The organism is Clostridium sp. SHJSY1 (assembly GCF_031626875.1).
Lineage (GTDB): Bacteria > Bacillota > Clostridia > Clostridiales > Clostridiaceae > Clostridium.
Genome location: NZ_JANDMF010000013.1, coordinates 20743 through 45202, shown reverse-complemented (window position 1 = coordinate 45202; position 24460 = coordinate 20743). Strand labels below are relative to the sequence as shown.

At 27.4% G+C, this 24460-nt stretch carries 21 protein-coding genes; 17 read left to right on the top strand and 4 right to left on the bottom strand.

Going from position 1 to position 24460, the window contains the following annotated elements; translation table 11 throughout:
- Position 1: 1 nt before the first annotated feature.
- The 4 genes from NNC19_RS08340 to NNC19_RS08325 all read left to right on the top strand — a co-directional run bounded on the left by NNC19_RS08340 (position 2) and on the right by NNC19_RS08325 (position 6497).
- Entirely contained in the window at positions 2-2842 is a 2841-nt protein-coding gene (locus NNC19_RS08340) for a glycosyltransferase (protein WP_310938173.1), read from the top strand.
- 290 nt (positions 2843-3132) lie between these two features.
- Positions 3133-4695: a clostripain gene (cloSI, locus tag NNC19_RS08335; RefSeq protein ID WP_310938172.1), complete on the top strand. Its 1563-nt coding sequence runs from the start codon at positions 3133-3135 to the stop codon at positions 4693-4695.
- A 172-nt stretch (positions 4696-4867) separates the two neighbouring features.
- Positions 4868-5539 carry a GPP34 family phosphoprotein gene (locus tag NNC19_RS08330; RefSeq protein ID WP_310938171.1) on the top strand — a complete coding sequence of 224 codons (672 nt, stop codon included), beginning with the start codon at positions 4868-4870 and terminating at the stop codon, positions 5537-5539.
- A 94-nt stretch (positions 5540-5633) separates the two neighbouring features.
- Positions 5634-6497 (top strand): pentapeptide repeat-containing protein, encoded by an 864-nt coding sequence (locus NNC19_RS08325; RefSeq protein ID WP_310938170.1) that lies wholly within the window; start codon positions 5634-5636, stop codon positions 6495-6497.
- Between the two features lie 113 nt (positions 6498-6610).
- Here the strand turns inward: NNC19_RS08325 and NNC19_RS08320 are convergent, their stop codons facing one another.
- Complete coding sequence (locus NNC19_RS08320; protein WP_310938169.1) at positions 6611-7525, bottom strand: DUF2225 domain-containing protein; 915 nt, start codon at positions 7523-7525, stop codon at positions 6611-6613.
- Between the two features lie 310 nt (positions 7526-7835).
- Here NNC19_RS08320 and NNC19_RS08315 point away from each other — a divergent pair, with 310 nt between their 5' ends.
- The 4 genes from NNC19_RS08315 (at position 7836) to NNC19_RS08300 (ending at position 11088) form a co-directional block, all read left to right on the top strand.
- Entirely contained in the window at positions 7836-9026 is a 1191-nt protein-coding gene (locus tag NNC19_RS08315; protein WP_310938168.1) for a macrolide family glycosyltransferase, read from the top strand.
- Between the two features lie 217 nt (positions 9027-9243).
- Entirely contained in the window at positions 9244-9828 is a 585-nt protein-coding gene (locus NNC19_RS08310; RefSeq protein ID WP_310938167.1) for a DUF1062 domain-containing protein, read from the top strand.
- A gap of 147 nt (positions 9829-9975) precedes the next feature.
- Positions 9976-10524, top strand: a complete 549-nt coding sequence (locus tag NNC19_RS08305) for a GNAT family N-acetyltransferase (protein WP_310938166.1) — start codon at positions 9976-9978, stop codon at positions 10522-10524.
- 78 nt (positions 10525-10602) lie between these two features.
- Positions 10603-11088 carry a hypothetical protein gene (locus NNC19_RS08300; protein ID WP_310938165.1) on the top strand — a complete coding sequence of 162 codons (486 nt, stop codon included), beginning with the start codon at positions 10603-10605 and terminating at the stop codon, positions 11086-11088.
- Between the two features lie 46 nt (positions 11089-11134).
- Here the strand turns inward: NNC19_RS08300 and mntR are convergent, their stop codons facing one another.
- The gene (mntR, locus tag NNC19_RS08295) at positions 11135-11605 is read right to left on the bottom strand and encodes a transcriptional regulator MntR (protein ID WP_310938164.1); all 471 of its coding nucleotides are present in this window, start codon (positions 11603-11605) and stop codon (positions 11135-11137) included.
- 217 nt (positions 11606-11822) lie between these two features.
- Here mntR and NNC19_RS08290 point away from each other — a divergent pair, with 217 nt between their 5' ends.
- From NNC19_RS08290 to NNC19_RS08280, 3 genes are all read left to right on the top strand, one after another.
- On the top strand, positions 11823-13124 hold the full coding sequence (locus NNC19_RS08290; RefSeq protein ID WP_310938163.1) for an Nramp family divalent metal transporter: 1302 nt from the start codon (positions 11823-11825) through the stop codon (positions 13122-13124).
- Positions 13125-13311: 187 nt separating this feature from the next.
- Positions 13312-13647, top strand: coding sequence for a hypothetical protein (locus NNC19_RS08285; protein WP_310938162.1), 336 nt, complete (start codon positions 13312-13314; stop codon positions 13645-13647).
- A gap of 74 nt (positions 13648-13721) precedes the next feature.
- On the top strand, positions 13722-14702 hold the full coding sequence (locus NNC19_RS08280; protein WP_310938161.1) for an ADP-ribosylglycohydrolase family protein: 981 nt from the start codon (positions 13722-13724) through the stop codon (positions 14700-14702).
- A gap of 48 nt (positions 14703-14750) precedes the next feature.
- On the opposite strand, the gene NNC19_RS08275 is transcribed toward NNC19_RS08280, so the two are convergent.
- The gene (locus NNC19_RS08275) at positions 14751-15878 is read right to left on the bottom strand and encodes a glycoside hydrolase family 88 protein (protein ID WP_310938160.1); all 1128 of its coding nucleotides are present in this window, start codon (positions 15876-15878) and stop codon (positions 14751-14753) included.
- A gap of 481 nt (positions 15879-16359) precedes the next feature.
- Between NNC19_RS08275 and NNC19_RS08270 the strand changes: the two genes are divergently transcribed.
- Complete coding sequence (locus tag NNC19_RS08270) at positions 16360-17196, top strand: sugar phosphate isomerase/epimerase family protein (RefSeq protein WP_310938159.1); 837 nt, start codon at positions 16360-16362, stop codon at positions 17194-17196.
- A gap of 335 nt (positions 17197-17531) precedes the next feature.
- Positions 17532-19070, top strand: a complete 1539-nt coding sequence (locus tag NNC19_RS08265) for an MFS transporter (RefSeq protein WP_310938158.1) — start codon at positions 17532-17534, stop codon at positions 19068-19070.
- Positions 19071-19172: 102 nt separating this feature from the next.
- On the opposite strand, the gene rhaM is transcribed toward NNC19_RS08265, so the two are convergent.
- Complete coding sequence (gene rhaM, locus NNC19_RS08260) at positions 19173-19487, bottom strand: L-rhamnose mutarotase (protein ID WP_310938157.1); 315 nt, start codon at positions 19485-19487, stop codon at positions 19173-19175.
- Positions 19488-19705: 218 nt separating this feature from the next.
- Between rhaM and NNC19_RS08255 the strand changes: the two genes are divergently transcribed.
- The 4 genes from NNC19_RS08255 (at position 19706) to NNC19_RS08240 (ending at position 24187) form a co-directional block, all read left to right on the top strand.
- Complete coding sequence (locus NNC19_RS08255; protein WP_310938156.1) at positions 19706-20464, top strand: DeoR/GlpR family DNA-binding transcription regulator; 759 nt, start codon at positions 19706-19708, stop codon at positions 20462-20464.
- Between the two features lie 106 nt (positions 20465-20570).
- Positions 20571-21230: a rhamnogalacturonan acetylesterase gene (locus NNC19_RS08250; RefSeq protein WP_310938155.1), complete on the top strand. Its 660-nt coding sequence runs from the start codon at positions 20571-20573 to the stop codon at positions 21228-21230.
- Between the two features lie 151 nt (positions 21231-21381).
- Positions 21382-23301 (top strand): polysaccharide lyase family protein, encoded by a 1920-nt coding sequence (locus NNC19_RS08245; RefSeq protein ID WP_310938154.1) that lies wholly within the window; start codon positions 21382-21384, stop codon positions 23299-23301.
- 52 nt (positions 23302-23353) lie between these two features.
- On the top strand, positions 23354-24187 hold the full coding sequence (locus NNC19_RS08240) for a polysaccharide deacetylase family protein (RefSeq protein ID WP_310938153.1): 834 nt from the start codon (positions 23354-23356) through the stop codon (positions 24185-24187).
- The last annotated feature ends 273 nt before the right edge of the window (positions 24188-24460 follow it).

The following is a 24460-nucleotide window of genomic DNA, read 5'->3' as shown; positions in this document are numbered from 1 at the left end:
AATGGATTTAGATTTAAATACAATAATCTATATTTCCTTCTTAATGATGATTGTGAATTTAATTTTATTATCTTTAATTTTATTTAATAAGAAATATTTTAAAGTAAAGGAAGAGAAAATTAAAAAAATAGATTCTTTCATTATTAATGAAATGATATCAAAGAAAGAATTTCATTCAAAAATGAATGGAAAACTATTCCTAGAACGCTTCTCAGAATTAAAGCAGATTTTTGATTTTGATAAAGAAACAGAAGAAAAATTTGTTGAAATAATTAAAAGGAATAAAATAGAAACCCATTTTTTAAAAAGATTATCTTCTATAATAAAATATAGAAGAATAGAAGCTATAGTTTACTTAGGTATTATAGCAACTGAGGAAGCAAGAAAATCATTAGAGAATATCCTAGGCAAAGAAGATGATTATCATATAAAGATATACATAATTAACTCATTGGTTGATATAGGAAGTTCAGAATCTATTTATAAAATTATTAATACCTTACCTGATGCTCCAAGTTGGTATCGAAAAAAAGCTCAAGAATTACTATATGAGTATGGTGTAGAATTATATAAATATATTGATGAATTGAAAGATAGCAATAATAGTTATATTAAAGAGCTAATAATAGGGTTTGCAAGTATATTTTCAACCAAGGAGTTAAGTAAATATTTGGTGAAACTTATTGAGAGTGAAGGTGAAGAATCAATTATTAAACGAAAAGCAGCAAAAACATTATCAGATGGATATTTTACAGAATTAAATAGTGATAAGTATATTTATAATATGGACCCATATATACGTGGAATTGCAATAGAATCACTTGGAAATAATTATTCAAATGAAAATATATTAAATTTGATTTCAATGCTTGAAGAAGAAAAGATAAAAAAACATGTGATTATAGCAATTACAAAAATTCTTGAAGAAAAACCAGAAAAAATTAATATATTGATTTATGAATTCAATAAGCAAGAAAATTTAACTATTAAAAATTCTTTAGCTGAAGTTATATCCGTTAGAATGGAATATTTAATATTAAAACTTTCTGGAGAAGATAAATTACTAATTAGCAATGCAATTAAAGAAATTATGTTAATGGGAAAAAATAGTGAAGTCATTAGCTTTTTAAATAGAAATAAGGATTTAGAGATTGAAAAACAGGTTATTTCTATATTAAAAAAAGTTCTAGAAAAAAAGCCGGAATTAAAATTAGAATTTAGCATTTATTTAAATGAAAATGTACTAAATAAATGCAATTTAATTAAGTATAATCATGAGTTAAAAGAAATTGATGAAAAAAAGAATAAAAAAATAGTAGCATTTTTATATTTATTAGCTATATTTCTTATTATAGTTTTTCCAGGAATATATTCAATAAGACATAATGACTTGCTTTATGTAGCACCATTTAATGAACAATTAGAAATCTATATAGCAGAGTTTAATTATTATCTTGTATATTATTTTTTTGTGTTAAATAGTAGCTACATAATAATATTATTGTTTTCTTATGTTGGGGTTTTTAAGCAATCAAAGTATTGGAAAATTAAGAAGGTGAATTTTCTGTTTAAAAAAGGTATTATGCCAGATATTTCAATAATTGCTCCTGCCTTTAATGAAGAAGCAACTATTGTTGAAAGTGCAAATTCACTTTTAAATTTAAAATATCCTGATTATGAATTGATAATTGTTAATGATGGATCGAAAGACAATACACTTGAAAAATTAATTGAATATTTTAATCTTGAAAAAGTAGATATTATTGTATATGAAAAATTAAAAACTAAACCTATAAGGGGCATATATAAAAATAAGTCAATTCCCAAACTTACAATAGTAGATAAAGAAAATGGAGGCAAAGCAGACTCACTAAATACAGGAATAAATATATCTCAAAAAAAATATTTTTGTGGAATAGATGCAGATTCACTATTAGAATCAGACACATTATTAAAGTTAACGTCTCAATTGTTAGATGAAGAAGTTGAATGTCCTGCAATAGGAGGAAATATATTGCCTATAAATGGATGTAAAATCCATAAAGGGGTACTTGAAGATATTAGAATTCCAAAAAACAATTTAGCAAGGTTGCAAAATATTGAATATATAAGAGCATTTATGGCTGGGAGAGCTGGATGGGCGCAAATAGAAAGTCTTTTAATTATTTCAGGTGCTTTTGGATTATTTAAAAAGGATAGGATTATTGAAATAGGAGGGTATCTTACAAGTAGTGGAAAATTTCTAAAAGATACTGTAGGAGAAGACATGGAACTTGTAGTTAGATTAACTAAATATCTTATTGATAAAAAAATAAGATTCAAAATTAAATATGCCTTTAATGCAAACTGTTGGACAGAAGTACCAGAAAGTTATAAATCATTGAAAAAGCAGAGGGATAGATGGCATAGAGGGCTTATTGATATTTTAACCTATCATAGAGCTATTATTGGAAATCCTACATATGGGAAAGTTGGTATGGTTGCTTTTCCATACTTTTTTATATTTGAAATGGTAGGACCATTAATTGAGTTCCAAGGGTATTGCATGGTTTTGTTATCTGCTATATTTGGATATTTAGGAGCGAAAATTGTAATGCTTCTTTTTATTAGTATTATATTAATGGGAATTATGATTTCATTATCTTCTTTATATTTAGCTGAAAAAGAAACAAATTATTACACAATAAAGGAAGTAATGATACTAATACTATTTTCATTTATTGAAAACTTTGGACCAAGACAAATAATTAGTATATGGAGAGTTGGAGGGTATATAAGCTCTTTGAGAAAGTCAAAAGGATGGGGAGTTGCTGAAAGAAAAGGATTTTCTATGGAAAGGTAATAAACATTTTAAATTGGATATTACCTTTCCAGTTAACTTTTTTAAAGTTTAATAGAATTTTAGCTAATTTAATTAAGTTTAAAGCATTATAGTGCCATTATTATAAGAAAAGAGTGAAAAAAATATAAAAACATTAAAAAAATCTTTACCTATATAAAAATATGAAATATAATAAAAACCATAACAAAAAATAACAAAAAAGGTTAATTTGTTTTGATTTTGTTAAAAAAGCCTATAGAATAGGCTTTTAGAAATTATATCTTATTATTTTAATATGGGGAGATGGAATAATGATTAAAAAGAAAATTACTTTACTTACATCAGTTGCATTTTTAGCAACTACTTTACTAGGGGTTATACCAGCCAAAGCTGTTACTATTAATCCAAGTAATACAATTAGTTCTGCAATGCAAAACTCAAAAAGTACAGGAAAGAAGCTAACAGTTATGGTATATTGTGATGCAGATAATAATCTTGAAGATTATCTATTAGGAGATATTCAACAAATGAAAGATGGGTATGTAGATAATCCAAATTTAAATTTGATTGTTTTAGTAGATAGAACTTCAGGGTATTCTACTAATAGAAGTGTACTTGGGCAGAATTTCACGGACACTAGAATGTATAAAATTGGTAGTGGAAAAGCTATAAGAATAAGTGGAGGGAATGAATTTCCTGAGATAACCACAACTAGTAATTATGAAGCAAATATGGGTGATGGAGATACATTGAAGAAATTTATAGATTCTTGTAAATCTAATTATCCAGCAGATGAATATGCTCTTATCGTTTCAAATCATGGTGGTGGAGCAAGAGAAAATGAACTTGTCAAAAAAGTAAAAAATCCAAAAGCAGTTTGTTGGGATGATACAAACAATGGAGATTGTTTATATACAGCAGAAGTTACAGACTCGTTAACTAGTGCTGAATCTGTAGATTTATTAGCATATGATGCTTGTCTAATGGGAACAGCGGAAGTTGCATACCAATATAGACCAGGCAATGGAAGCTTTCAAGCAGGAGTTATGGTAGCATCAGCACCTGTAGTCTGGGGCGATGGTTATGACTATAAAAAAATATTTAGCAGAATTAAATCAGGTGGAGGAAATAATGGACAAGCTGATTCAACTTTAGGTGGAAAAGAGTTATATTATGATCCATCAACAGTTACAGCTGATCAACTTGGAGCAGTAATGGTTGAAGCTCAAAGAGATTCAGTTAATGCTGCCGGAGATACTACTCAAGTATTAAGTTGTTTTGATCTTGCCCAAATTTCAAATGTAAAAAATTCTGTAGATAAACTAGCTAGAGCTTTATGGAGTGAAAATGATAAAGCAGCTGTAGAAAAACTTAGAGGTACTGGAAGAAATACATCTTTAATACACTACTTTAATGAGACAGATCAAAGTGAGTGGTTAGATTATCCTTATTTTGATTTATATGATTTATGCAAACAAATAAGTACAAGCTCTGCTTTTAGTACTAATGTTAAAAGTTTAGCCACTGAAGTTATGACAAGTGTAGATGATATGAACCTTTATTCATATGGTGGATCACAGTTTAAAGGCTTTACTGAAGGAAAAAGTGGTTTAAGCATTTTCTTACCAGATGGAAGTAAAACTTATAGAGATTCTTATTCTGGGACAAGCTATACAGGATGGCAAGCACAAAGATGGTACAATTCAGTAGACACTGGTGCAATTGATACAGATTTATTATATGGTAAGTTAAGTTGGTGTATTGATGGAGAAACACCTAAGACCAATGATGTTGGAAACTGGTTTGAGCTTCTTGACTCATGGTTTGATAGGTCAAACGATACTAGTGGTGGAGTTAACTGGTATCAATGGTAGTTATATAAAATTTTTAACCTCGACTGGATTTAATTGTCGAGGTTTTTTGCAAATATTCTAATTCAACAAAGTATTATGAATTAAAGCTAATGAAAAAAATCTTTTTTAACACTAGAATAGGATAAATAAAATACTATATAATATAAAAAAAGGATAATTAAGGGGCTATAATATGAATAAATCTGTAACAAAGCAATATGCTTTGCTTGTAATGAATAAACGATTTAATATTAATTCATTTTTAGTAAGAGATTTTTTAGTAGCTACAATTGCAGCTGGATTATTTGAATTGGAGAAAAATAAAGTATTAAAAGTAGAGTATAGTAAAAATAATATAACATTTTCAATACAAAAAAAGTTGCCTGATAAATTAAATTATTTAAGTGAAATTTATAATGTAATATTAGATTGTCATGAGAAAACTTTATATGATGTAATAAAGTTATTTAATATGGAATCCAATAGGAGGTACTCAGAAAATTATGTACAAGGATTAACACATTCAATGGTAAAGTCTGGAGTACTGAGTGAAACCAAAAAAAATAAATTATTTGGAAAAGAAAAAACAAGTTATGTTGTAAATAAAGAAACAGTTAATGAAATTATTAAGTATATTAGGGAGACGTTTTTATATGATAAGAGTGATGATGAAGAGTGCTGTATTTTATCTATTCTTCTTAATAGAACAGGATTGTTAAAAAGTTATTTTGGAAAAGATGAAGCCGATATAATAGTTAATAAAATAAAGAAGTTAATTAAAGGAGATTATGGTTTAACAACAATAATAAGAGGATTAGATGATTTAATAGTTATGTCTTTAGGGTTTGTAAAGTTTTTTACGTAAAACAAAAAAATATTATTAAGTTGAAAATTGGCATTAATAAGTTATATACTATATTAAGTTGCAGTTATTTTAAATAAAAAATGAGGTAAACAATATGATATATAAAAATGAAGAAAATTTGTATAGCAAAATATATGATTGTCTAAAAATTAATTGTCAAAAATGCTTTGGTTTTTGTTGTGTTGCATTATATTTTTCAGCTTCTGAAGGATTTCCAACAGATAAAGCAGCAGGAAATCCTTGTATAAATTTAGAGCCAGATTTTAGTTGTACAATTCATAAAAATCTTAGTGAAAAGGGACTTAAAGGGTGTACAGCTTATGATTGTTTTGGAGCAGGGCAAAAAGTTGCTCAAGTTATATATAATGGACAAAATTGGAGACAAAATCCTGAATTATCAAAAGAAATGTTTCAAGTATTTTTGATTGTTAGACAAATTCATGAGATGATATGGTATTTATCACAAGCTTTTATCATTGAGAAAAATGATTCTACAAAGGAAAAGCTTATGAAATTAATAAGAGAAATGGAAAGTATTACATACTTAAAATCTAATAAGATTATTAATTTAGATATAGAATTATATAGAGATAAAGTTAATCCTTTTCTTAAAAAAGCCAGTGAGTTTGTTAGAAGTAAGGTTTATAATGGACAGAGAAATACTTTAAAACATAGAAAGACGATTGCTGGTAGGTTAGATCTTATTGGTAAAGATCTTAGAAAAATAAATCTTAGAGGAGCTGATTTAAGAGGTTCCCTTCTTATGGCAGCAGATTTAAGAGGGAATGACTTAAGTGGTGCAGATTTTATTGGGGCAGATCTTAGGGATGCAGACTTTAGAGGAGCAAACCTTAGTAGAAGTATATTTATTACACAAAATCAAATTAACTCAACTAAGGGAGACTCTAATACTAAACTTCCAAAAGAGCTAAGTAGACCTACAGATTGGGATAAATAAAATCTTAGAAGCACCATACTACTTTAGTTAGTGCTTCTTTTGCATTACATATTATTATTAAATGTAATGCAAAATTTTTAGTTGTTATTTTATTAAATTTAGATATTGCTGATTTAAGTCTTTTTAGATTTAAAAAATCTTGAAAATAAATTTTCTTTTTTGTCGTCTATAATTTCGTCTTCTTCACTTTCTTCTTTGAGATTTTCATTATTTTCTTCTTCTATTTTTTTTAGAGTTTCGCGTATCAGATCCTTTTGGTCTATAGCTAGGTCTTTTAACTTTCTATCGACACTAGGAGAAGTTATTACATCACTTAAGTACCGTAAAGCTTCTTCATAGTTCCCTAAATGCCTATTTAGTTCACCTATTAAATAGAGAACTTTAAACCTATTCATTCCATATATAGGGAAATCTTCATTAAAGTAAGCATCTTTAAAACCTATTAATGATTGTTCTCTAAATGTTTTTTCATTTTGTTCATCGCCTAGTTCTCTATATAACCATGCTAACTTTAAACAGTTCATAGCTTTTTTGCTAGATTTTGAGCCTATCACTGAAAAGTTAAGCAAGGATAGTTTATATCTTTCTATTGCAATATTTATATCATAAACTTCTGGATATTTTCGTCCATGCCAACGAGGGGTTATGTTTTTTAACACACTTTCTCTTTCAAAACTTCTTAATTTACTAAAATCAGCTTTCATAGAAGCATAACCACATACATTACATAACCATACATCATAAAAGTATGGATTTATAAGGCTATAATCTACATAAAAGTCACTGGTTTTTCCTTTCATTCTATAGCCATCTGTTTTTACTGTACGAACTGTAAATTCATTTGTGCATACCGGACAAACTACCTTTTTATCATATAAATATAAAGTTTCATCAATTTTCTCAGTATCTTTTTTATCTATGTGCTTATCATTTGTTTTAGCATCTTTTTTTTCATATAAGTTAATGTTTTTTACATTTTCAAAGCCTAACTTCTCTAAGCCAGAAAAAATATCTGTGTTTTTATCCATAAATCAAAAATTCTCCTTTATGTCCATTGAAGATAGATAATTAAATTAAGGATATCTTATTATTCCTTAGTTAATTCATATGGATTTTCGTCATTTTCAATACAAAACAATTGTAACATATTTAAGTAAAAAATGAATCCAAAAAAGTGATATGTATATATAAACTATAGGAAATTTTTTCTCCTTCTTTGGAGTTTATTTCTAAAAATGAACAAAATATTGGAATATGTTTATTGAATGGTAGTTTTCAGGTAGTATAATAAATATATAAAGTTTAAGATTATCTTTTCATATTAAGGAGGATTTTATAATGGCAAAAATCTTATTTGTCAATGTACCAGCACATGGACATGTTAATCCAACTTTGTCCTTAGTTTCAACACTTGTAAAAGCTGGTCACTCTGTAGATTATGTAGTTTCAGAAGAGTTTCGCAAAAAAGTTGAATTTTGTGGAGCTACCTTAATTCCATGTTATAAGAAAGTTAACATTGATCCTAAAGAAAAATTAAAATTTTTTAAGTTTATACGTAGATTGTTTAAAGAGATGAATATGAAAATAAAAGAATTAGCACCACAATATGATGTTGTATTTGTGGGAGGGATGAACCCATCTATAAAAAGTTTAGAAAAAGATATCAAAAAGCCAATTATCCTTTGTTCTGCAGTATTTCTGCAAAATGAGGAGACCATAAAGCATATTTTTAAAAAGTCAAAAGGAATTTCAGAAAAACTTAACTTTATTATGCTCCATCCTAAAATTAGAAAGTTAGTTTCAAAAATTATAATATCTAATATATTTGCTGTTAGAATTGATGATATATTAAATATGTTTAGTCCACAATCATCTACTTTAAATGTTGTTTTTACAAGTAGATACTTCCAACCTTTTGGAGAAATATTTGATAATAAATGTCTATTTATTGGTCCAACTCCAACCATTTCAGTTAAAGACAATTCATTCCCTTGGGATAAATTAGTGAATTCAGAGAGAAAAATTATTTATGCCACCCTTGGTACGGTTTTTAATAGCTGGATAGATTTTTTTAAAAATGTTATAGAAGCCTTTAGTGAAAGTGAATATCTTGTTGTAATGTCAACAGGGAATAAAGAAAGACTTAAGGAAATTGGAGATATACCTAAAAATTTTATTGTTCGTGACTTTGTACCTCAAGCAGAAGTTTTAAAGCATGCAGATTTATTTATAGCGCATGGAGGTATGGGGAGCGTTTCAGATGGGATGTATCTTGGTGTACCTATGATTTTAGTACCTCTTGGAGCAGATCAATTTTTTAATTCTTATAGATTACAAGAGCTCGGAGCTGGTAAGGTTTTAAAGAAAGACCAGGTAACTGTAGAAAATTTAAGACGTGAAGCAGAATTAGTTATGGGAAGTGAGGAATTTAAAAAAGGAGTAAAAAAAATTCAAGAATCTTTTATAAATGCAGGTGGGCCAGAGTTAGTAGTAAAGGAAGTTGAGAAAATACTCAGTAAATCTCATTAATGAAACTAGCCTTTTTAATGGACTGGCTCATTTTTGCTTACTAAATAAGTATTAGGTTTTGTTAAATAAGTGTAGTTGATAAAATATTTATATAAAGATGATAGGAGGAAAGTTTTATGGCAAAAGATTTTTTTAATGCTTAGCAAGGGCTATGCATTATTAATAAAATGATGAAATAGCCTTTGTAAATCCTAAAATTAATACTAGGAGGAGCACAATGAGCTATTTAAATAAGTATCAATGGGAACTTATTCCTGAAAATTTACCAAAAGTAGAAAGAGGTTGTCCTAAATGCAATAAAAAAACTTACTATATAAATAGTGAAAAATTTAGAGTTAATGCAAATAAAAATAACATTGATGTTTGGATGATTTACCAGTGTGAAAAATGCAAATCAATATGGAATATGACAATATATGAGAGAATAAAACCTCATGAAATTAATAAATATGAGTATGAAAAATTTATTTCCAATAGTAAAGAATTAGTAAGAAAATATGCTTTTGATATAAGTATATATAATGCCAATAAAGCTGATTATTGCTTAAAAAATATAAATTATAAAATGATAATAAAAAAATTAGAAAAGTTCTATATAGAGGAAAATATGTTGGTTATTGAAGTTATTAGTAATTATCCAATAGAAATGAGAATTGACAAGTTTATAAGTGATAAATTTGGAATATCAAGAAGTAAAATAAAAAATATGCATAAAAAAGGGCAAATTTTTATTAAAAATAATAAAAATACATTGGATGCTAGAATAAGAAATGGAATGGAGCTGCATTTAAAAATTATATAGAATGAATAAAATATGGATATAACCTTCTTATTAAAAATAGTTTTGAAGGTTATATTTTTTTTAATAACATGAAAAATATTATTTTAAATGAAATATATGGTAAAATTAATTTTGAAATAAAACTTCTGTAGTAAGGAGAAGTAGAGTATGAATAGTGAAAATAGATTTGAAAAATTCCCTGTTATTGAAACAGAAAGATTAAAACTTAGAGAGTTAACAAAAAAAGATTCAAGAGATGTATTTTCGATACTTTCATTAGAAGAAGTGACAAAATACTATGGTATGCATCCTATGAAACAAATTTCACAAGCAGAAAAATTAATTGAAAAATTTAAAATTTCTTATGAAATAGGTAATGCTATTAGGTGGGGGATTGAAATAAAAAATTGCAATAGAATTATTGGGACTTGTGGGTTTCACAGTTGGAATAGAAGACATTTTAGAGCTGAAATAGGATATGAGCTTAATAGAGAATTCTGGGGATTGGGATATGGAAAAGAAGCAATTCAAGCTATAATTAAATATGGATTTAATGAAATGAATTTAGAAAGAATAGAAGCTATTGTATATCCAGAAAATAAAAAATCAGAAAAAATGCTTAAAAAGATGAATTTTACTTATGAAGGACTCTTAAGAAAATATGCATATTTTAGAGACAAGCATCAGGATTTAAATATGTTTTCCATAATAAAATAATTAAGAAATGTATATATGATTTTATTTATAGGTATATAATTTAAGATGAAATATAGATTTAGAGGAGGATATTGTAAATTGAATCTTAAAAAAAAGATTTTAATCTGTATATGTGTATTATTTTTAATGATTACAACTCTTGGTTGTGAAAAAGGTAATGATAAAGCTGATATTTATAATGACAAAGATAAAATCGCACAAGAAAATAATAATTTTACTTTTGTAAAAAGAATATGCAATGAAGAATCTAATGATAAATTTGATATGGATTATGATGGTTTTTATGGAACTAATAATATTTGGAATATACAGTCAAAAGAAAATGGTGAAATTACATTTGATTATGATTCTGTAGTTAATAAAGGTAATTTTAAAGCAGTTTTAGTTCATCCTAATAAGGAAATAGAAACTATATTAGAAGGAACAGAAAAGGATAGTAAAACAATAAAACTCACAGAAGGAAAGTATATTTTTAAGATTGTAGGAAAAAAAGCAAAAGGAAAATTAAAAATTTCAAATAGTACAAATGAAAATGTTAATGTAAGACAAGGAAGAATATATTGATTTTTAATTAAAGTAGATTGAATTATCTAGTTAAATATAGTTCAATCTACTTTAAAGTTTTTCTATAATTTCTAAATTCATCAACTATATGAGGATTGTTTTTTACAAACTCAACAAAGTCCTGAAAGCATTTAGCTGTTTCTGTGCTTATGGTATGTTCAATTTGTTCAGTTTGGTTTAATATATCAGATTCTGGAATATCAAATATTCTTAAAAAGTTTTCTATGACATTATGGCGGTTAAGTAGTAATTCACCAAGTTTCTTTCCATTCTCTTCAAGAATAAGCATTCCATATTTTTCATAATTTAAAAGATTCAATTGAGCTAATTTTTGTACCATTTTTGTTGCAGAAGGAGGTTGAACATTAAGTGCAATAGAGAGATCATGTATTCTTGTGAATCCAGTATTCAAGGATAATCTATATATCATTTCAAGATAATCTTCCATAGAAGCAGTAAGGGAATTATTTTCTTTTTTCATATATTCAGTAAAAGTGTAAAAATCATTTTGATTCATATTTTCACCCACATTTGAGAGAAGTTCTTAATTAATTATATGCCTAAGAGAATAAAAAATTGCATTGCTGTAACATTTATTAAATTATTTCATAGTTTATATTGTAAGTCGAATTTAGTCTTAACTAACAATGTTAACTTCAGGTTAATTTGAAATTTTAACTAGAAAGATTCATTTTATACATAAGAAAGTAAACTAAGAAAGGTATTTTAATGTTATGGATTACGAAAGAAATATATCTGATACTAAATTCACTGATTCAAATATAATAACATGGGAAAGAAAAAAAGTAGGTAATTTAAATAAATTAAGCAAGTTAAGACAACTATTAAAGTATTTGGGACCAGCTTTTGTTGTAAGTGTAGCATATATAGATCCAGGAAATTTTGCAACTAATATCAGTGGTGGGTCCAAGTTTAATTATGCACTTATATGGGTTATATTATTTAGTAATCTAATGGCTATATTTTTACAAACTATGTCTGCAAAAATAGGAATAGCTACAGGTTTTAGTATTCCAGAAATGTGTGCTAAAATCTTCCCTAAAAAATTAAATTGGATATTTTGGATTGTTGCTGAAATAGGTGCTATGGCAACAGATTTAGCAGAATTTCTTGGAGGAACAGTGGGATTATATTTACTATTTAATATACCAATGATTTATTCAGGGGTTATTGTAGGAGTTATTACGTTTTTCATTTGTTATATGGAGAAGTATGGGCAAAAAACAATTGAAATAATAATAACACTACTTGTTCTAGTAATATGTATTGCATATACAGTAGAATTGTTTCTTGCAAAGCCAGATTGGGTACAAGTTGGCTTCCATACAATAATTCCATCATTACCAAATAGTGAGGCTGTATATATTGCAGTAGGAATGCTTGGAGCAACTGTTATGCCCCATGTAATATATCTACATTCACAATTAGTAAAGCATAGAGGGATAGATTGTACAGATAAAGGGAAAGCAAAGCATTTAAAACTTGAAAAAATAGATATTGCTATAGCTATGAACATAGCTTTTATAGTAAATGCAGCAATGGTTGTAGTTGCAGCTGCTGTATTTTATAAAAATGGGATAGAAGTAAGTACAATGCAACAAGCGCACCAATCACTTGAGCCATTATTAGGTTCATTATCAAGTGGTGCATTTGGAATCGCATTAATAGCATCAGGGTTATCATCATCAGCAGTTGGAACTCTTGCAGGACAAACAATAATGAAAGGTTTTGTTAATTTAAGTATTCCAGTAAATATAAGAAGATTAATAACGATGTTGCCAGCATTAATCGTTATAGCTATAGGTGTAAATCCAATGAGTGTTCTTGTTTTAAGCCAGGTTGTACTTAGTTTTATTTTACCATTTCCGATAATTCAAATGCTTAGTATAGCAAAACAAAAAGAACTAATGGGATTTTTAGTTAATAAAGCACCAATTAAATTTTTAGGAAGTATAATCGCTTCTATTATAATAGTTTTAAATATAGTTTTAGTCTATTTATCATTTAAAGGATAGACTTAATTCAAAGAAAAACAGAATGTTATATAACATTTAAGAAAAAATTAATTAAAATATAATAAAGAACCACCATTTCTAGTATATACTTTATTTGCTAACTACAATTTACTAGATGGTGGTTTTAATAATTAAAAAAAATTTATATATTTTTTAGACAACAATAAGGAGATGCAAGAAAGAGTAGATGAGTAGAAAAAAAACAAAAGATGATATAATTTCACAAATAAAATATGGAACAAGACATCCTTGGAAGGCAGTCTTGAGGGTAATAAAAAGAGGATCACGTGTAGAAGGATATATAAAGGATAAAGGTGTATATATTGCAGTATTAGGAACAACTTTAGATGTTTCATTAGTGATAGATGTTTTGTTGTTGATTTTACCTGAATACTCCATAATGGCAGCGTTAAGTAAAATATTTTTTAGTTATATCTTCTCATTAATAATACTTATTTTTATAATAATAGTAGGAGAAGAGATATATTCAATTTATAAGTTGATTTCTAAAATGCGTAAATAAAAAAGATTATTTAGATGTTGATATAAAAGAAAATGTTGTATTAAAATATTTTATTGATAGGAAGTGCATTTATAATGAATGAATTAAACAGTAATAATTTTGAATATAAAAGAAATGTAGTTTTGTATGGTATTATGGGATTATGTATAGGTGATGCTCTTGGGGTACCAGTTGAATTTTTATCTAGAGAAAGTCTTAAAAAGAAACCAGTTGAAGAAATGTTAGGGTATGGAACTCATAATCAACCACAAGGGACATGGTCTGATGATACATCATTAACATTAGCTTTAATTGATGCACTTATAGAAGAAAACTACACCACAGAAAAAATAGGTGGAAAATTTATAGATTGGTACTATAAAGGGAAGTATACACCACATGGCGAAGTTTTTGATATTGGAATAGCTACGAGAAAAGCTTTAGATAAAATTAAAAATGGGGTTAAAGCTGAGGAGGCTGGTGGAAAAACAGAATATGATAATGGGAATGGATCATTAATGAGAATTTTACCATTAGCTTTCTATTTAATAGATGAAGAAGATATAGAAAAGAGAGTTAAGATAATATATGAAGTATCTGGAATAACACATGGACATATACGTTCAAAGGTTGCTTGCCATATGTATGTTGAAATGGCAATAAATCTTATTAAGGGAAAGGATCTTTTTGAATCTTATATTAATATGGTAAGGGCTTTAAAGGAATACTATAAAAATAAGTTAAGTGAAGAGGAATTAGAGATATTTCATGATTTATTTAGCGAAAAAATAGGAAATAAAAATGAGAATAACATAGAATCATCAGGGTATGTTATACATACTTTAGAAGCATCTATATGGTGTCTTTTAAATACAACATCTTATAAGGAAGCTGTTTTGAAAGCAGTAAATTTAGGTGAAGATACAGATACAACAGCAGCAGTAACTGGAGGACTTGCAGGAATATATTATGGATTTCATGGAATTCCAATAAAGTGGATTGTTTGTACAGCAAAGACAGATGAAATATATGATTTGTGTAATAAATTGTATAGAAAATGTTTTGAACTGAATTAATATAAAAATAAGGTAGGATCATCTTTAGTCCTACCTTGATTTGTAAAATTAACAATCTACATGATTAAGTGCTTCAACAAGAGCCATAATAGTTAGTGATTGACCATAAGCCATTGGAGCTATAATAATGTTTTTGTAATGATCTTTATTATATCCCATTCCAGTACCACCAGATACATTTAGTACAGTACCATCTTTTTCAATGTTGTTACAAATTGCTTCAATAGCTTTTTTGCCAGCAGGTTTAAATGAATCATCTAATATTCCAAGTCTAATTCCTGTTAATATACCAGCAGCAATTGCAGCAGAACCAGAGACTTCTTCATAACTAGTAGAATCATCTATGACAGTATGCCATAATCCAGATTTTGATTGATACTTAACTAATGTATTTACTTGAGCCTTAAATGTATCAACTAAGAATTTTTTAAGGCCAGGATTCATTTTGCCATCAAACATTTCAATGTAATCTAAAATTCCAAATGTAAACCATGAATTACCTCTACACCAGAAAATCTCACCAAAGTTACTATTTTCGTTAAAACTCCAACCATGATAGAATAAACCAGTTTTCTTATCATATAAGTACTTTATATGAATAAGTACTTGATGAATTGATTCATCAATCCATTCTTTTTTGTTATATTTTTGCCCCATTCTATTTAAGAATAAAACAGTCATAAATAAAGTATCTATCCACATTTCACTTTCGTTTAATCTAACACCTTGTCTATCACCATTTGCACTAGTTACATGTTGGAACCCACCTTCTTTAGTTCTTGGAAGACAATTCATAAGCCAATTAGCCCATTTTAAGCAAAGGTTTTCAAAATCTGCATTATGACTTACATCCAATAAGTTAATTAATGTTAATAATGGAGCTGTAGTATTTATGTTTTTTGATGGAAGCCCATTTTCTATATTAGTTTTATACCAATTAGTTAAGAAATCTAAGTATTTTTTACTTTTGTCATGCTTGTCTAATTTTAATAAACCATATAAGCCAACTCCTTGTGGCCAATCCCATTCTTGAATTCCAAAATCTCTTGGGAACATTCCAATAGCTTCGCCACCTTCTTTGGTTAACTTTTCTTCATCAACTGGGCGATCTAGGTTTAGAAGTTTATCAACTACTAAATCAAGTTTAGTACGTATTTCTTTTTCTGTTAATTTCATAATATACCACCTCGTAAAGTTATTATTAAAGAGAATTATAAATAATGCTCTTAAGTTTTTTTATTTTTATGAGTTTAATAATTAATAAATAAGTAACCGATATGATAGTTTATTATAGATTAAATGTAAATGTAAAAATTATAATTGTTAGAATAAATTATCCAATAATAGTATTAAATTGATTTATATTCTTAATTCAAATTATACAGCACAAAACAAAATAAATCTATACATAAACAAAATAAAGTAAAGAAGAAAATATATAAAAAACCATATAAAATTTAAAGTTGTTAAAAGGATGAAGTTGATAAAACATTGAATTTATCGTAATTAGTAGCATTTTAAGAAAGAAAATTAATAAATTTGAAATTTGTTTATTTATGTGGTATTTCAAAAATGAAACAAAGAAAAATATTGAGTTTTAAGAAAATAGAGTATATGATTTAAGTATGAAAAATATATTTTAAGTGAGGGGAAAATTATGAGAATTGGAATTAGAGGACATGATATTGGAGATTATGAATTAGATAAAATAGGTGAGATAATGCAAAACAAAGGCCTTAAAAGTGTTCAGTTTGTGCCAAAAAAAATTATTTCTGAATTTGAAATTGCTAAAGGCAGTTATACACCAGGAATGGCTCAATATATAAATGATATCTTGAATAAATATGATGTTAACATTAGTATTCTTGGATGCTATATAAATTTAGCTAACCCTGATGATAATGAACTTAATGATTTATTGGAAAGTTTTAAAGAACATATACGTTTTGCAAAATATTTAGGATGCAGCATAGTGGGAACAGAAACAGGAGCGCTTAATAAAGAATATGTTTATACAGAAAAAAACAATACAGAAGAAGCATTTCAGAGGTCTTTGAATTCAATAAAAATACTTGTAGAGGAAGCTGAAAAATTTGGAGTTTTAGTTGGAATAGAAGGAGTTACAAAACATGTAATGAATACACCAGAAAGATTAAAAAGAGCAATTGATAGTGTTAATTCAAATAACTTACAAGTTATATTTGATCCTATCAATTTTATTGATGAAAGTAATTATGATAAGCAGGATGAAATAATAGAAAAATCTTTTGAGTTATTTGGAGATAAAATAGTAGTTATACATGCAAAAGATTTTGTATATAAGGATGGAAAAGTACAACAGGTTTCAATTGGTAAGGGAAAATTTAATTATCCATTATTATTATCTTTAATAAAAGAAAGAAAACCACATATAGATATAGTTTTAGAAGATACAATACCTGAGGATTTAGATTCAAGTATAAAATATATAGTAGAAACTTATAAAAGATTGTAAGTTTGTGGGAAAGTGTAGAAATAATAAAATTCTATGCTTTTTTCTTATAGCAATAGATGAAATTCATTTATATAATTTACACAAGCAAGTATAGAAATAAGTCGAAACAAAACAAAGAAGTAACAAAAATCAAACAAAAACAAAGGAAAATAAAAGAAAAAATGGTGAAAAATATTGACTTTATGTCGGAATAAAAGTAATATGGAAACATAAGGAATGTAAATGTTTTAAGTAATCGATAACAAAAAAGATAATTGCTTTATATTCGTTTGGGAAATGTTAACGAATTAATATAATTTAAAGAAATAAAAATTTTCATATATTTAGGAGGAAATATGAGTAAGAATGATGGAAAGTTAAGATTTATAAATTATTTTTCATATGGAATGACTGACTTTATAGGAGCAGGAGCATTTGCATTAACAGGGGCATGGTTATTATATTTTTATACAACATTTTGTGGACTAACTCCAATTGAGGCTAGTTCGATATTTGCATTTGCTCGTATAGTGGATGCAGTAGCAAGTCCAACTATGGGATTTATCACAGATAATTTTCATAAAACAGCTCTCGGAAGAAAATTTGGAAGACGTAAGTTCTTCTTGCTAGCAGCAATTCCGTTAATCATTATATATAGTGCTATTTGGATAAGTGGATTTTCATATTTATACTATTTAACAACATATATTGCTTTTGAAGTAGTGTATACAATGGTATTAATCCCTTATGATACACTAGCTGCAGAAATGACATCTGACTTCAAAGTGCGTGCTAAACTTACAAGTGCAAGAATGTATATAGCGCAATTTTCAGCATTCTTAGCAGCATTTATCCCAGGAAGACTTATAAATGTATTGGGAAAGGAATCATCAACATCATTTTTAATTGCAGCTGGAATATTTACAGTGATATTTGTATGTGTTTTAATTTTAGTATATCTATTTACTTGGGAAAGGTCTTTAGAAGAAATAGAAATTTTAGAATCGAGACATTCTAAGGAAAAACTATCGTTTTTGCAAAATATAGAAAAAATATATATAGATTTAGCTACTACTCTTAAGATTAGAACATTTAGGGCACATTTAGGAATGTATCTTGGAGGGTATTTAGCACAAGATACTTTTAATGCAGTGTTTACTTATTTTATAGTATTTGCTTTATTCAAAGGGGCTGTTGTAGCTTCAAACTTACTATCAATTATGTATATATTCCAAATTGCTGGAGTTGCAATAGCCACTTATTGTACAATTAAGTTAAGTCCAGGTGGTGCGTTTAGAGTTGTTTCATCAATCTTTTTAGTAGCTATTGTAGGATATTTAATTGTATATGGAACAATTCCAGATAGTTTTATAGCTTTATATTGTGTATCTGCTTTAGCTGGTCTTGGAAGAGGGGGAATAAATTTTGTTCCATGGAATAACTATACTTTCGTACCAGATGTAGATGAGATAGTATCTGCTGATAGAAGAGAAGGAGTTTTTGCTGGATTTATGAGTCTTCTACGTAAGGCTTCACAAGCACTAGCTGTTTTCTTAGTTGGTGTTGTACTTCAAAAATTCAACTTTACTTCAGGGGCAGAAACACAACCACAAGAAGCTTTAACAGCTATGGCAGTAATATTAATAGCTGTGCCAGCAGTATTGCTTGTTTTTGGTTTTATTTCATCATTAAAGTTTAAAGTAAATCATGAAACTCATGAAGTTCTTAAGAAAGAAATACAAAGATTAAAAGATGGTGGTTTAAAATCTGATGTGGATGAAAAAACTCGTAAGATTGTTGAAGAGTTAACAGGATTAGATTATGACCATGTATGGGGAAATAATAAAGTTGGTTATAGAAACTGGAGAAGATTTAAAGAAAATCAAAGGAAATAATAAATAGAAGCCTGATTGGATATAGAAAAATGTGTCATTCACATTTTTGTAGTGTCCAAGCAGGCTTGGCTTTTTTTTGTGCTCAAATTTGTAGTTTTAAGATTATTTTAGATTAAATACATTAGTTAATTCTGTAGAAACAGGACTATTATCTGGATTAGTATCCATAATATCTTTCATGAAAGCCCACCATTTCTTACATGCTTCTGTTTCAGCAACTTGATTCCATAATTCTTCGCTTTCCATTTCCACATAAGAAAATAGGTAATTAGTCTCTTTATCGTGAAAAATTAAGTAGGTTGATGCTCCATGATCTTTTAATTCTTTCACAAGTTCTGGCCAAATTTCAGTATGCCTTTTTTCATATTCTTTTTCTTTACCTTCAAATAATTTCATTTTAAATGCTTTTTGTATCATAAAAATTCTCCTTTAAAAAAATATAATATATTTATATTATAAACCTTTACAAAAAAAGCAGTCAACAATTAACTTGGTTTCATATTGTGTTATCTGTGTTAATTTGGTATATTTAAGTTGGAATTATTAAAATCCAAGTAAAAATGCATTGATAGATTATTTGATGTATGATTATCAAAAAAATATTAAATATGCTGAATATATAAGGAGGAAATAAAATGTTACCTAGAGAAAGGTTAGAAATTATTAAAGAAATAGCTCTAAAAGAAAAAAAAGTATATGTGTCAAAGTTAAGCGAAAAGTTTGAAGTAACAGAGGAAACAATAAGAAGAGATTTAGAAAAATTAGAATTGCAAGGAATAGTTACTAGAAGTTATGGTGGTGCTATATTAAATGTTGAAAAAACAAATGAAGATGTACCATTTTATAAAAGGTCGAAGACCAATATAGAAAACAAAAAATATATTGCAGCAAAAGCTATAGAATTTATTAAAGAAGGAACCACAATAGTTGCAGATTGTAGTTCAACAGTTCTTGAAACACTAAAGTTAATTAAAGAAAGAAAAGATGTAACAGTTATAACTAATTCAGTAGAAGTGTTACAAGAACTTAACCAATCAGAATTAAATATTATATCAACTGGTGGAGGTCTAAAACCAAGATCTTTATCATTACAAGGACCAATAACTCAAAATACAATAAGAAAATACAATGTAGACATAGCTTTTGTAAGTTGTAAAGGTATGGATTTTGAAAAAGGTATATTGGATTCAAATGAAGCAGAAGCAGAAATTAAGAGGGCTATGATTAAACAATCTAATAAAGTTATTTTATTGGTTGATCATACAAAATATGATAAAACATCTTTTGTGAAATTATTTGATTATGAGGATATAGATTATATAATTACTGATGGTGAGCCAAAAGAAGAATGGATGAATCTATTACGTTCTAATAATATAGAGATTATATATTAAGAAAATCATATTCTAGTTTTTAATGTGTTTTGTAAAGTTAATTGCTATATGAGAAAAAGCTTAATAAAAAGAATGAAAGTTAATATAGTTTTTAGGAGATGTATATATGGATAATGGGAAAGTTATAAAAGTATATATTGCAGGTGATTCAACAGTACAAACATATGATAAAAGCCACATACCACAAGCAGGATGGGGACAATTTATTGATAGTTATTTTAAAACAAATATCAACTTTATAAATCATTCAATGGCTGGAAGAAGTTCAAAATCTTTTGTTAAAGAAGGAAGATTGAATTCTATTTTAGATGCAATAGAAGAGAAAGATTACTTGCTAATTCAAATGGGGCATAATGATGCAGCTAAAGATAAACCTGAAAGATATACCAAACCTTATGATGAATACAAAGAATATTTAAAAATGTATATAGATGGAGCTAGAAAAAAAGGGGCTATTCCAATATTGATTACACCAGTAGCAACACTAAATTTTGATGGGAAACAATTTGTTAATGATTTCCATGAATATTGTAATTCTATGAAAGAACTTGCGATGGAGAAAAAGGTAAAGTGTATTGATCTTATGGAAAATAGTTTAGAATATTTTACATCTATAGGATATGATGAAACATATACTCTCTTTATGGTTTCATCAAACGGAACTGATTATGCTCATTTTAATCAAAAAGGAGCTAAGAGGATAGCTGATATTGTTTCAAAAGAATTAGTAAAGGTAGATAATATTTTTTTAAATTATATAAAATAATTATATGGTTGTTCTTATTGTGAACTAGGAAACCAAAATCCACACTTTAAATTTAAGTGTGGATTTTTATTTGTTTTTCTTTCTTTATTTATAAAGTTGTTGAGTTTTTTTGGAAATGAGTATAAAATTTATATGAGAAGTTTATTCATAAATGGAAAATAGTGAAAGGAAATGTGTGGTTATGAAAGATGTATGTTTAATTATTAATGGAATGGAAGCAATTTTAGATAATGGATTAATACATATTGAAATTAACAAAAGAGGATCAGTTTCATCTTTGATAAAGAATGGGAAAGAGTTAGTGAGTAACTTAGTAGGAGCAGATGGAGATGTAAATAAAAATAGAACATTCTATTTAGATTATCATGCAAATGGTAAGTTCAGAGATTTTACACCTAGTGAACTTAAGGTTATAAAACAAAAAGAAGATTTTGTTCACATTGTATATATTGACAAAACAAGTTTGCTTTATGCCGAATATCATATGATTATGAAATCTAATGTTAGTGGGTTGTATTCATATGTAATTGTAGAGAATAATTGTAAGGAAAAGCTTACTTTAAGCGAATTACGTACTGTATATAGAATGGGATTGAAGAATTTTTACATGGCATATAATGTTGAAAGAATAGGAAGACAACCTACTCATATTGAATTGGAAAAAAAGATCAAGCTTCAAGATGAAACTTATAAATATGAAGATGGAGAAGTATATTCGAAATATGATTATGCAGGATATTATAAAGATAATAAACTTTGGGGACAGTATGGAGATGAATTTGGAGCATGGTTCATACCTGTAAGTACAGAGTATTATCCAAGTGGACCCATGAAACAAGAACTTTTAATTCATTATGATGGAATAATATTAAATTATATGACAGGTGCACATTTTGGAACTGGTGCATTTGATGTGCCAAAGGAATGGAAAAAACTTTATGGACCATGGTTATTTTATATAAATGATGGAACAGAAGAAGAAATAATAAATGAAGCTATTAAAGTAGCTGATGAGCAAGAAAAACAATGGCCATATTCTTGGATGGAAGAAAAATTATATCCAATTAAAAGAAGTATAGTTAAAGGAAAATTGGTGTCATCAGATGGACGAGTTACTGATAAGTCAGTAGTTGTTCTTGCTAAAGAGGGTGGAGAATTTTTAAGACAAAAAGGTGATTATATTTTTTATGGTAATGCTGATGATAATGGGAATTTTGAGATTCATAATGTAAGACCAGGAAAATATACACTTTATGCTTATGCAACTCATGGAACAATAACAAGACAATTAGAAAAGAACAATATAAATGTAGAGTTAAGTGAAATGAATTTAGGAGATGTGATTTGGGAAGCTCCAAAATATAATAATTTACTTTGGCAAATTGGACAATCAAATAGAGAGTCTTCTGAGTTCAAATTTGGAAACGAACTTAGAAATTATAAATGGAAGACTATGTTACCATCTGAACTGGAATTTAAAATTGGTGAAAGTAAAGAATGTGATGAGTGGTATTATGCGCAGCCTAAGGATTCAAAATGGAATATCAAATTTAATTTAGATAAAAAGTTTAAAGGAAAAATACATTTAACAGTGGCATTAGCAGCAGCAACAACATATCAAATAGGATTAAAAAATTCACCATGTCTTATTATTAAAGTTAATGACAATGTTATAAAGAAGGCAGAATATGAAAATGATACAACAGTCTATAGAAGTGCTGTTAAAAGTGGAAGGTATCATCTAGAAGAAATCGATTTCTGTGGAGATTTATTACATGATGGAGAGAATGTGATTACGTTTGAAAGTATTGATGGTGCATTTATGTATGATACGATTCTTTTGGAAACTGATGAATCAGGGACATGCCTTACAATAGATCAGATGATAAAAAATTATAAAATGTCAGGATATATAAGCGACAAGGTGTATTTAGAATTGAAAAAAACTCTAGAAAAAGTTAACAATATAGAAGAAATTAATTTAATAGAAGAGATTATTCAATCAATAGAGTTTAATTGTGATGTTAAGGAAGCAATAAAAACAAATATAAAAACTATAAAAAATAAGTAAAATCAATCCATGTACAAGTATGTACACGAGATATATTAAGGAGTGATTATATATGAACACAATTTATAGATGTTTTCCAGGTGGAAAATTCAAGGTATTAACCCTAAGTTATGATGATGGAAGAGAAGGAGATAGAAAATTAGTTGAAATCTTCAATAAGTATGGAATTAAAGGAACTTTTCATTTAAATTCAGGCTTAATAGATAGATATGAACCATTAATAAGCGATACTTATGGAGGAAGAATTCAAAGAGATGAAATGCAAGAATTATACAAAGGGCATGAAATAGCTTGTCATACATTTACTCATCCAACTATAGAAAGATGCCCAATGTCACAAGTAGTAATGCAGGTTATAGAAGATAGAAAAGAATTAGAAAAAATATTTAAATATCCTGTGAGGGGGTTATCTTATCCTAATGGATCTTATAATGATGAAATAAAAAGCATGTTACATCATGTGGGAATAGAATATTCTAGAGTTGTTGGAAATACTGATAATTTTTCCATTCCAAAGGATTTCTATGAATGGAAGGCAACTTGTCATCATAATCATAATCTACTTAAACATGCAGAGGAATTTATTGCACTAAATAAAAAGCAATATTTATATATGTTTTATGTTTGGGGACATAGTTTTGAATTTGGTAGAGATGACAATTGGGGACTTATGGAGGAATTTTGTGAGAAAATAGGTGGGAGAGATGATACCTGGTATGCAACTAATATTGAAATAGTTGACTATATGAAAGTTTGTGATAATTTACAATTTTCTATGGAAGGAGATTTTGTATATAATCCTTCAGCGCAATCAGCATGGATTAGTATAAATAATACAATTTATGAGATTCCAGGCGGAAAACAAGTATTTTTTCATAATTTATAAAAAATATTACGGATATATTATATTTGGGGTTTAAAAATAAGAAATTGGAAGAATTAACAAAAAACAAAATAAATAAAGAAAAACCCACTAGAATATATTGACTTGCAAGGTAAAAGGAGGTAATATTTACTTAAAAGAGAATGTAAATGTTTAAAGTAATCGTTAACTGTAATTGAATGCTATTTGTTGTGTTTGTGATTGGATTTGAAATCGATCACAAACACAAATGTTATAAATGAAAAAAATGATAGTGCAATAATAACTAATAAATAT

Coding starts and splice junctions, on each gene's coding strand:
- NNC19_RS08340 (WP_310938173.1), top strand. CDS start 2: ATGGATTTAGATTTAAATACAATAATCTATATTTCCTTCTTAATGATG.
- cloSI (WP_310938172.1), top strand. CDS start 3,133: ATGATTAAAAAGAAAATTACTTTACTTACATCAGTTGCATTTTTAGCA.
- NNC19_RS08330 (WP_310938171.1), top strand. CDS start 4,868: ATGAATAAATCTGTAACAAAGCAATATGCTTTGCTTGTAATGAATAAA.
- NNC19_RS08325 (WP_310938170.1), top strand. CDS start 5,634: ATGATATATAAAAATGAAGAAAATTTGTATAGCAAAATATATGATTGT.
- NNC19_RS08320 (WP_310938169.1), bottom strand. CDS start 7,525: ATGGATAAAAACACAGATATTTTTTCTGGCTTAGAGAAGTTAGGCTTT.
- NNC19_RS08315 (WP_310938168.1), top strand. CDS start 7,836: ATGGCAAAAATCTTATTTGTCAATGTACCAGCACATGGACATGTTAAT.
- NNC19_RS08310 (WP_310938167.1), top strand. CDS start 9,244: ATGAGCTATTTAAATAAGTATCAATGGGAACTTATTCCTGAAAATTTA.
- NNC19_RS08305 (WP_310938166.1), top strand. CDS start 9,976: ATGAATAGTGAAAATAGATTTGAAAAATTCCCTGTTATTGAAACAGAA.
- mntR (WP_310938164.1), bottom strand. CDS start 11,605: ATGAATCAAAATGATTTTTACACTTTTACTGAATATATGAAAAAAGAA.
- NNC19_RS08290 (WP_310938163.1), top strand. CDS start 11,823: ATGGATTACGAAAGAAATATATCTGATACTAAATTCACTGATTCAAAT.
- NNC19_RS08285 (WP_310938162.1), top strand. CDS start 13,312: ATGAGTAGAAAAAAAACAAAAGATGATATAATTTCACAAATAAAATAT.
- NNC19_RS08280 (WP_310938161.1), top strand. CDS start 13,722: ATGAATGAATTAAACAGTAATAATTTTGAATATAAAAGAAATGTAGTT.
- NNC19_RS08275 (WP_310938160.1), bottom strand. CDS start 15,878: ATGAAATTAACAGAAAAAGAAATACGTACTAAACTTGATTTAGTAGTT.
- NNC19_RS08270 (WP_310938159.1), top strand. CDS start 16,360: ATGAGAATTGGAATTAGAGGACATGATATTGGAGATTATGAATTAGAT.
- NNC19_RS08265 (WP_310938158.1), top strand. CDS start 17,532: ATGAGTAAGAATGATGGAAAGTTAAGATTTATAAATTATTTTTCATAT.
- rhaM (WP_310938157.1), bottom strand. CDS start 19,487: ATGATACAAAAAGCATTTAAAATGAAATTATTTGAAGGTAAAGAAAAA.
- NNC19_RS08255 (WP_310938156.1), top strand. CDS start 19,706: ATGTTACCTAGAGAAAGGTTAGAAATTATTAAAGAAATAGCTCTAAAA.
- NNC19_RS08250 (WP_310938155.1), top strand. CDS start 20,571: ATGGATAATGGGAAAGTTATAAAAGTATATATTGCAGGTGATTCAACA.
- NNC19_RS08245 (WP_310938154.1), top strand. CDS start 21,382: ATGGAAAATAGTGAAAGGAAATGTGTGGTTATGAAAGATGTATGTTTA.
- NNC19_RS08240 (WP_310938153.1), top strand. CDS start 23,354: ATGAACACAATTTATAGATGTTTTCCAGGTGGAAAATTCAAGGTATTA.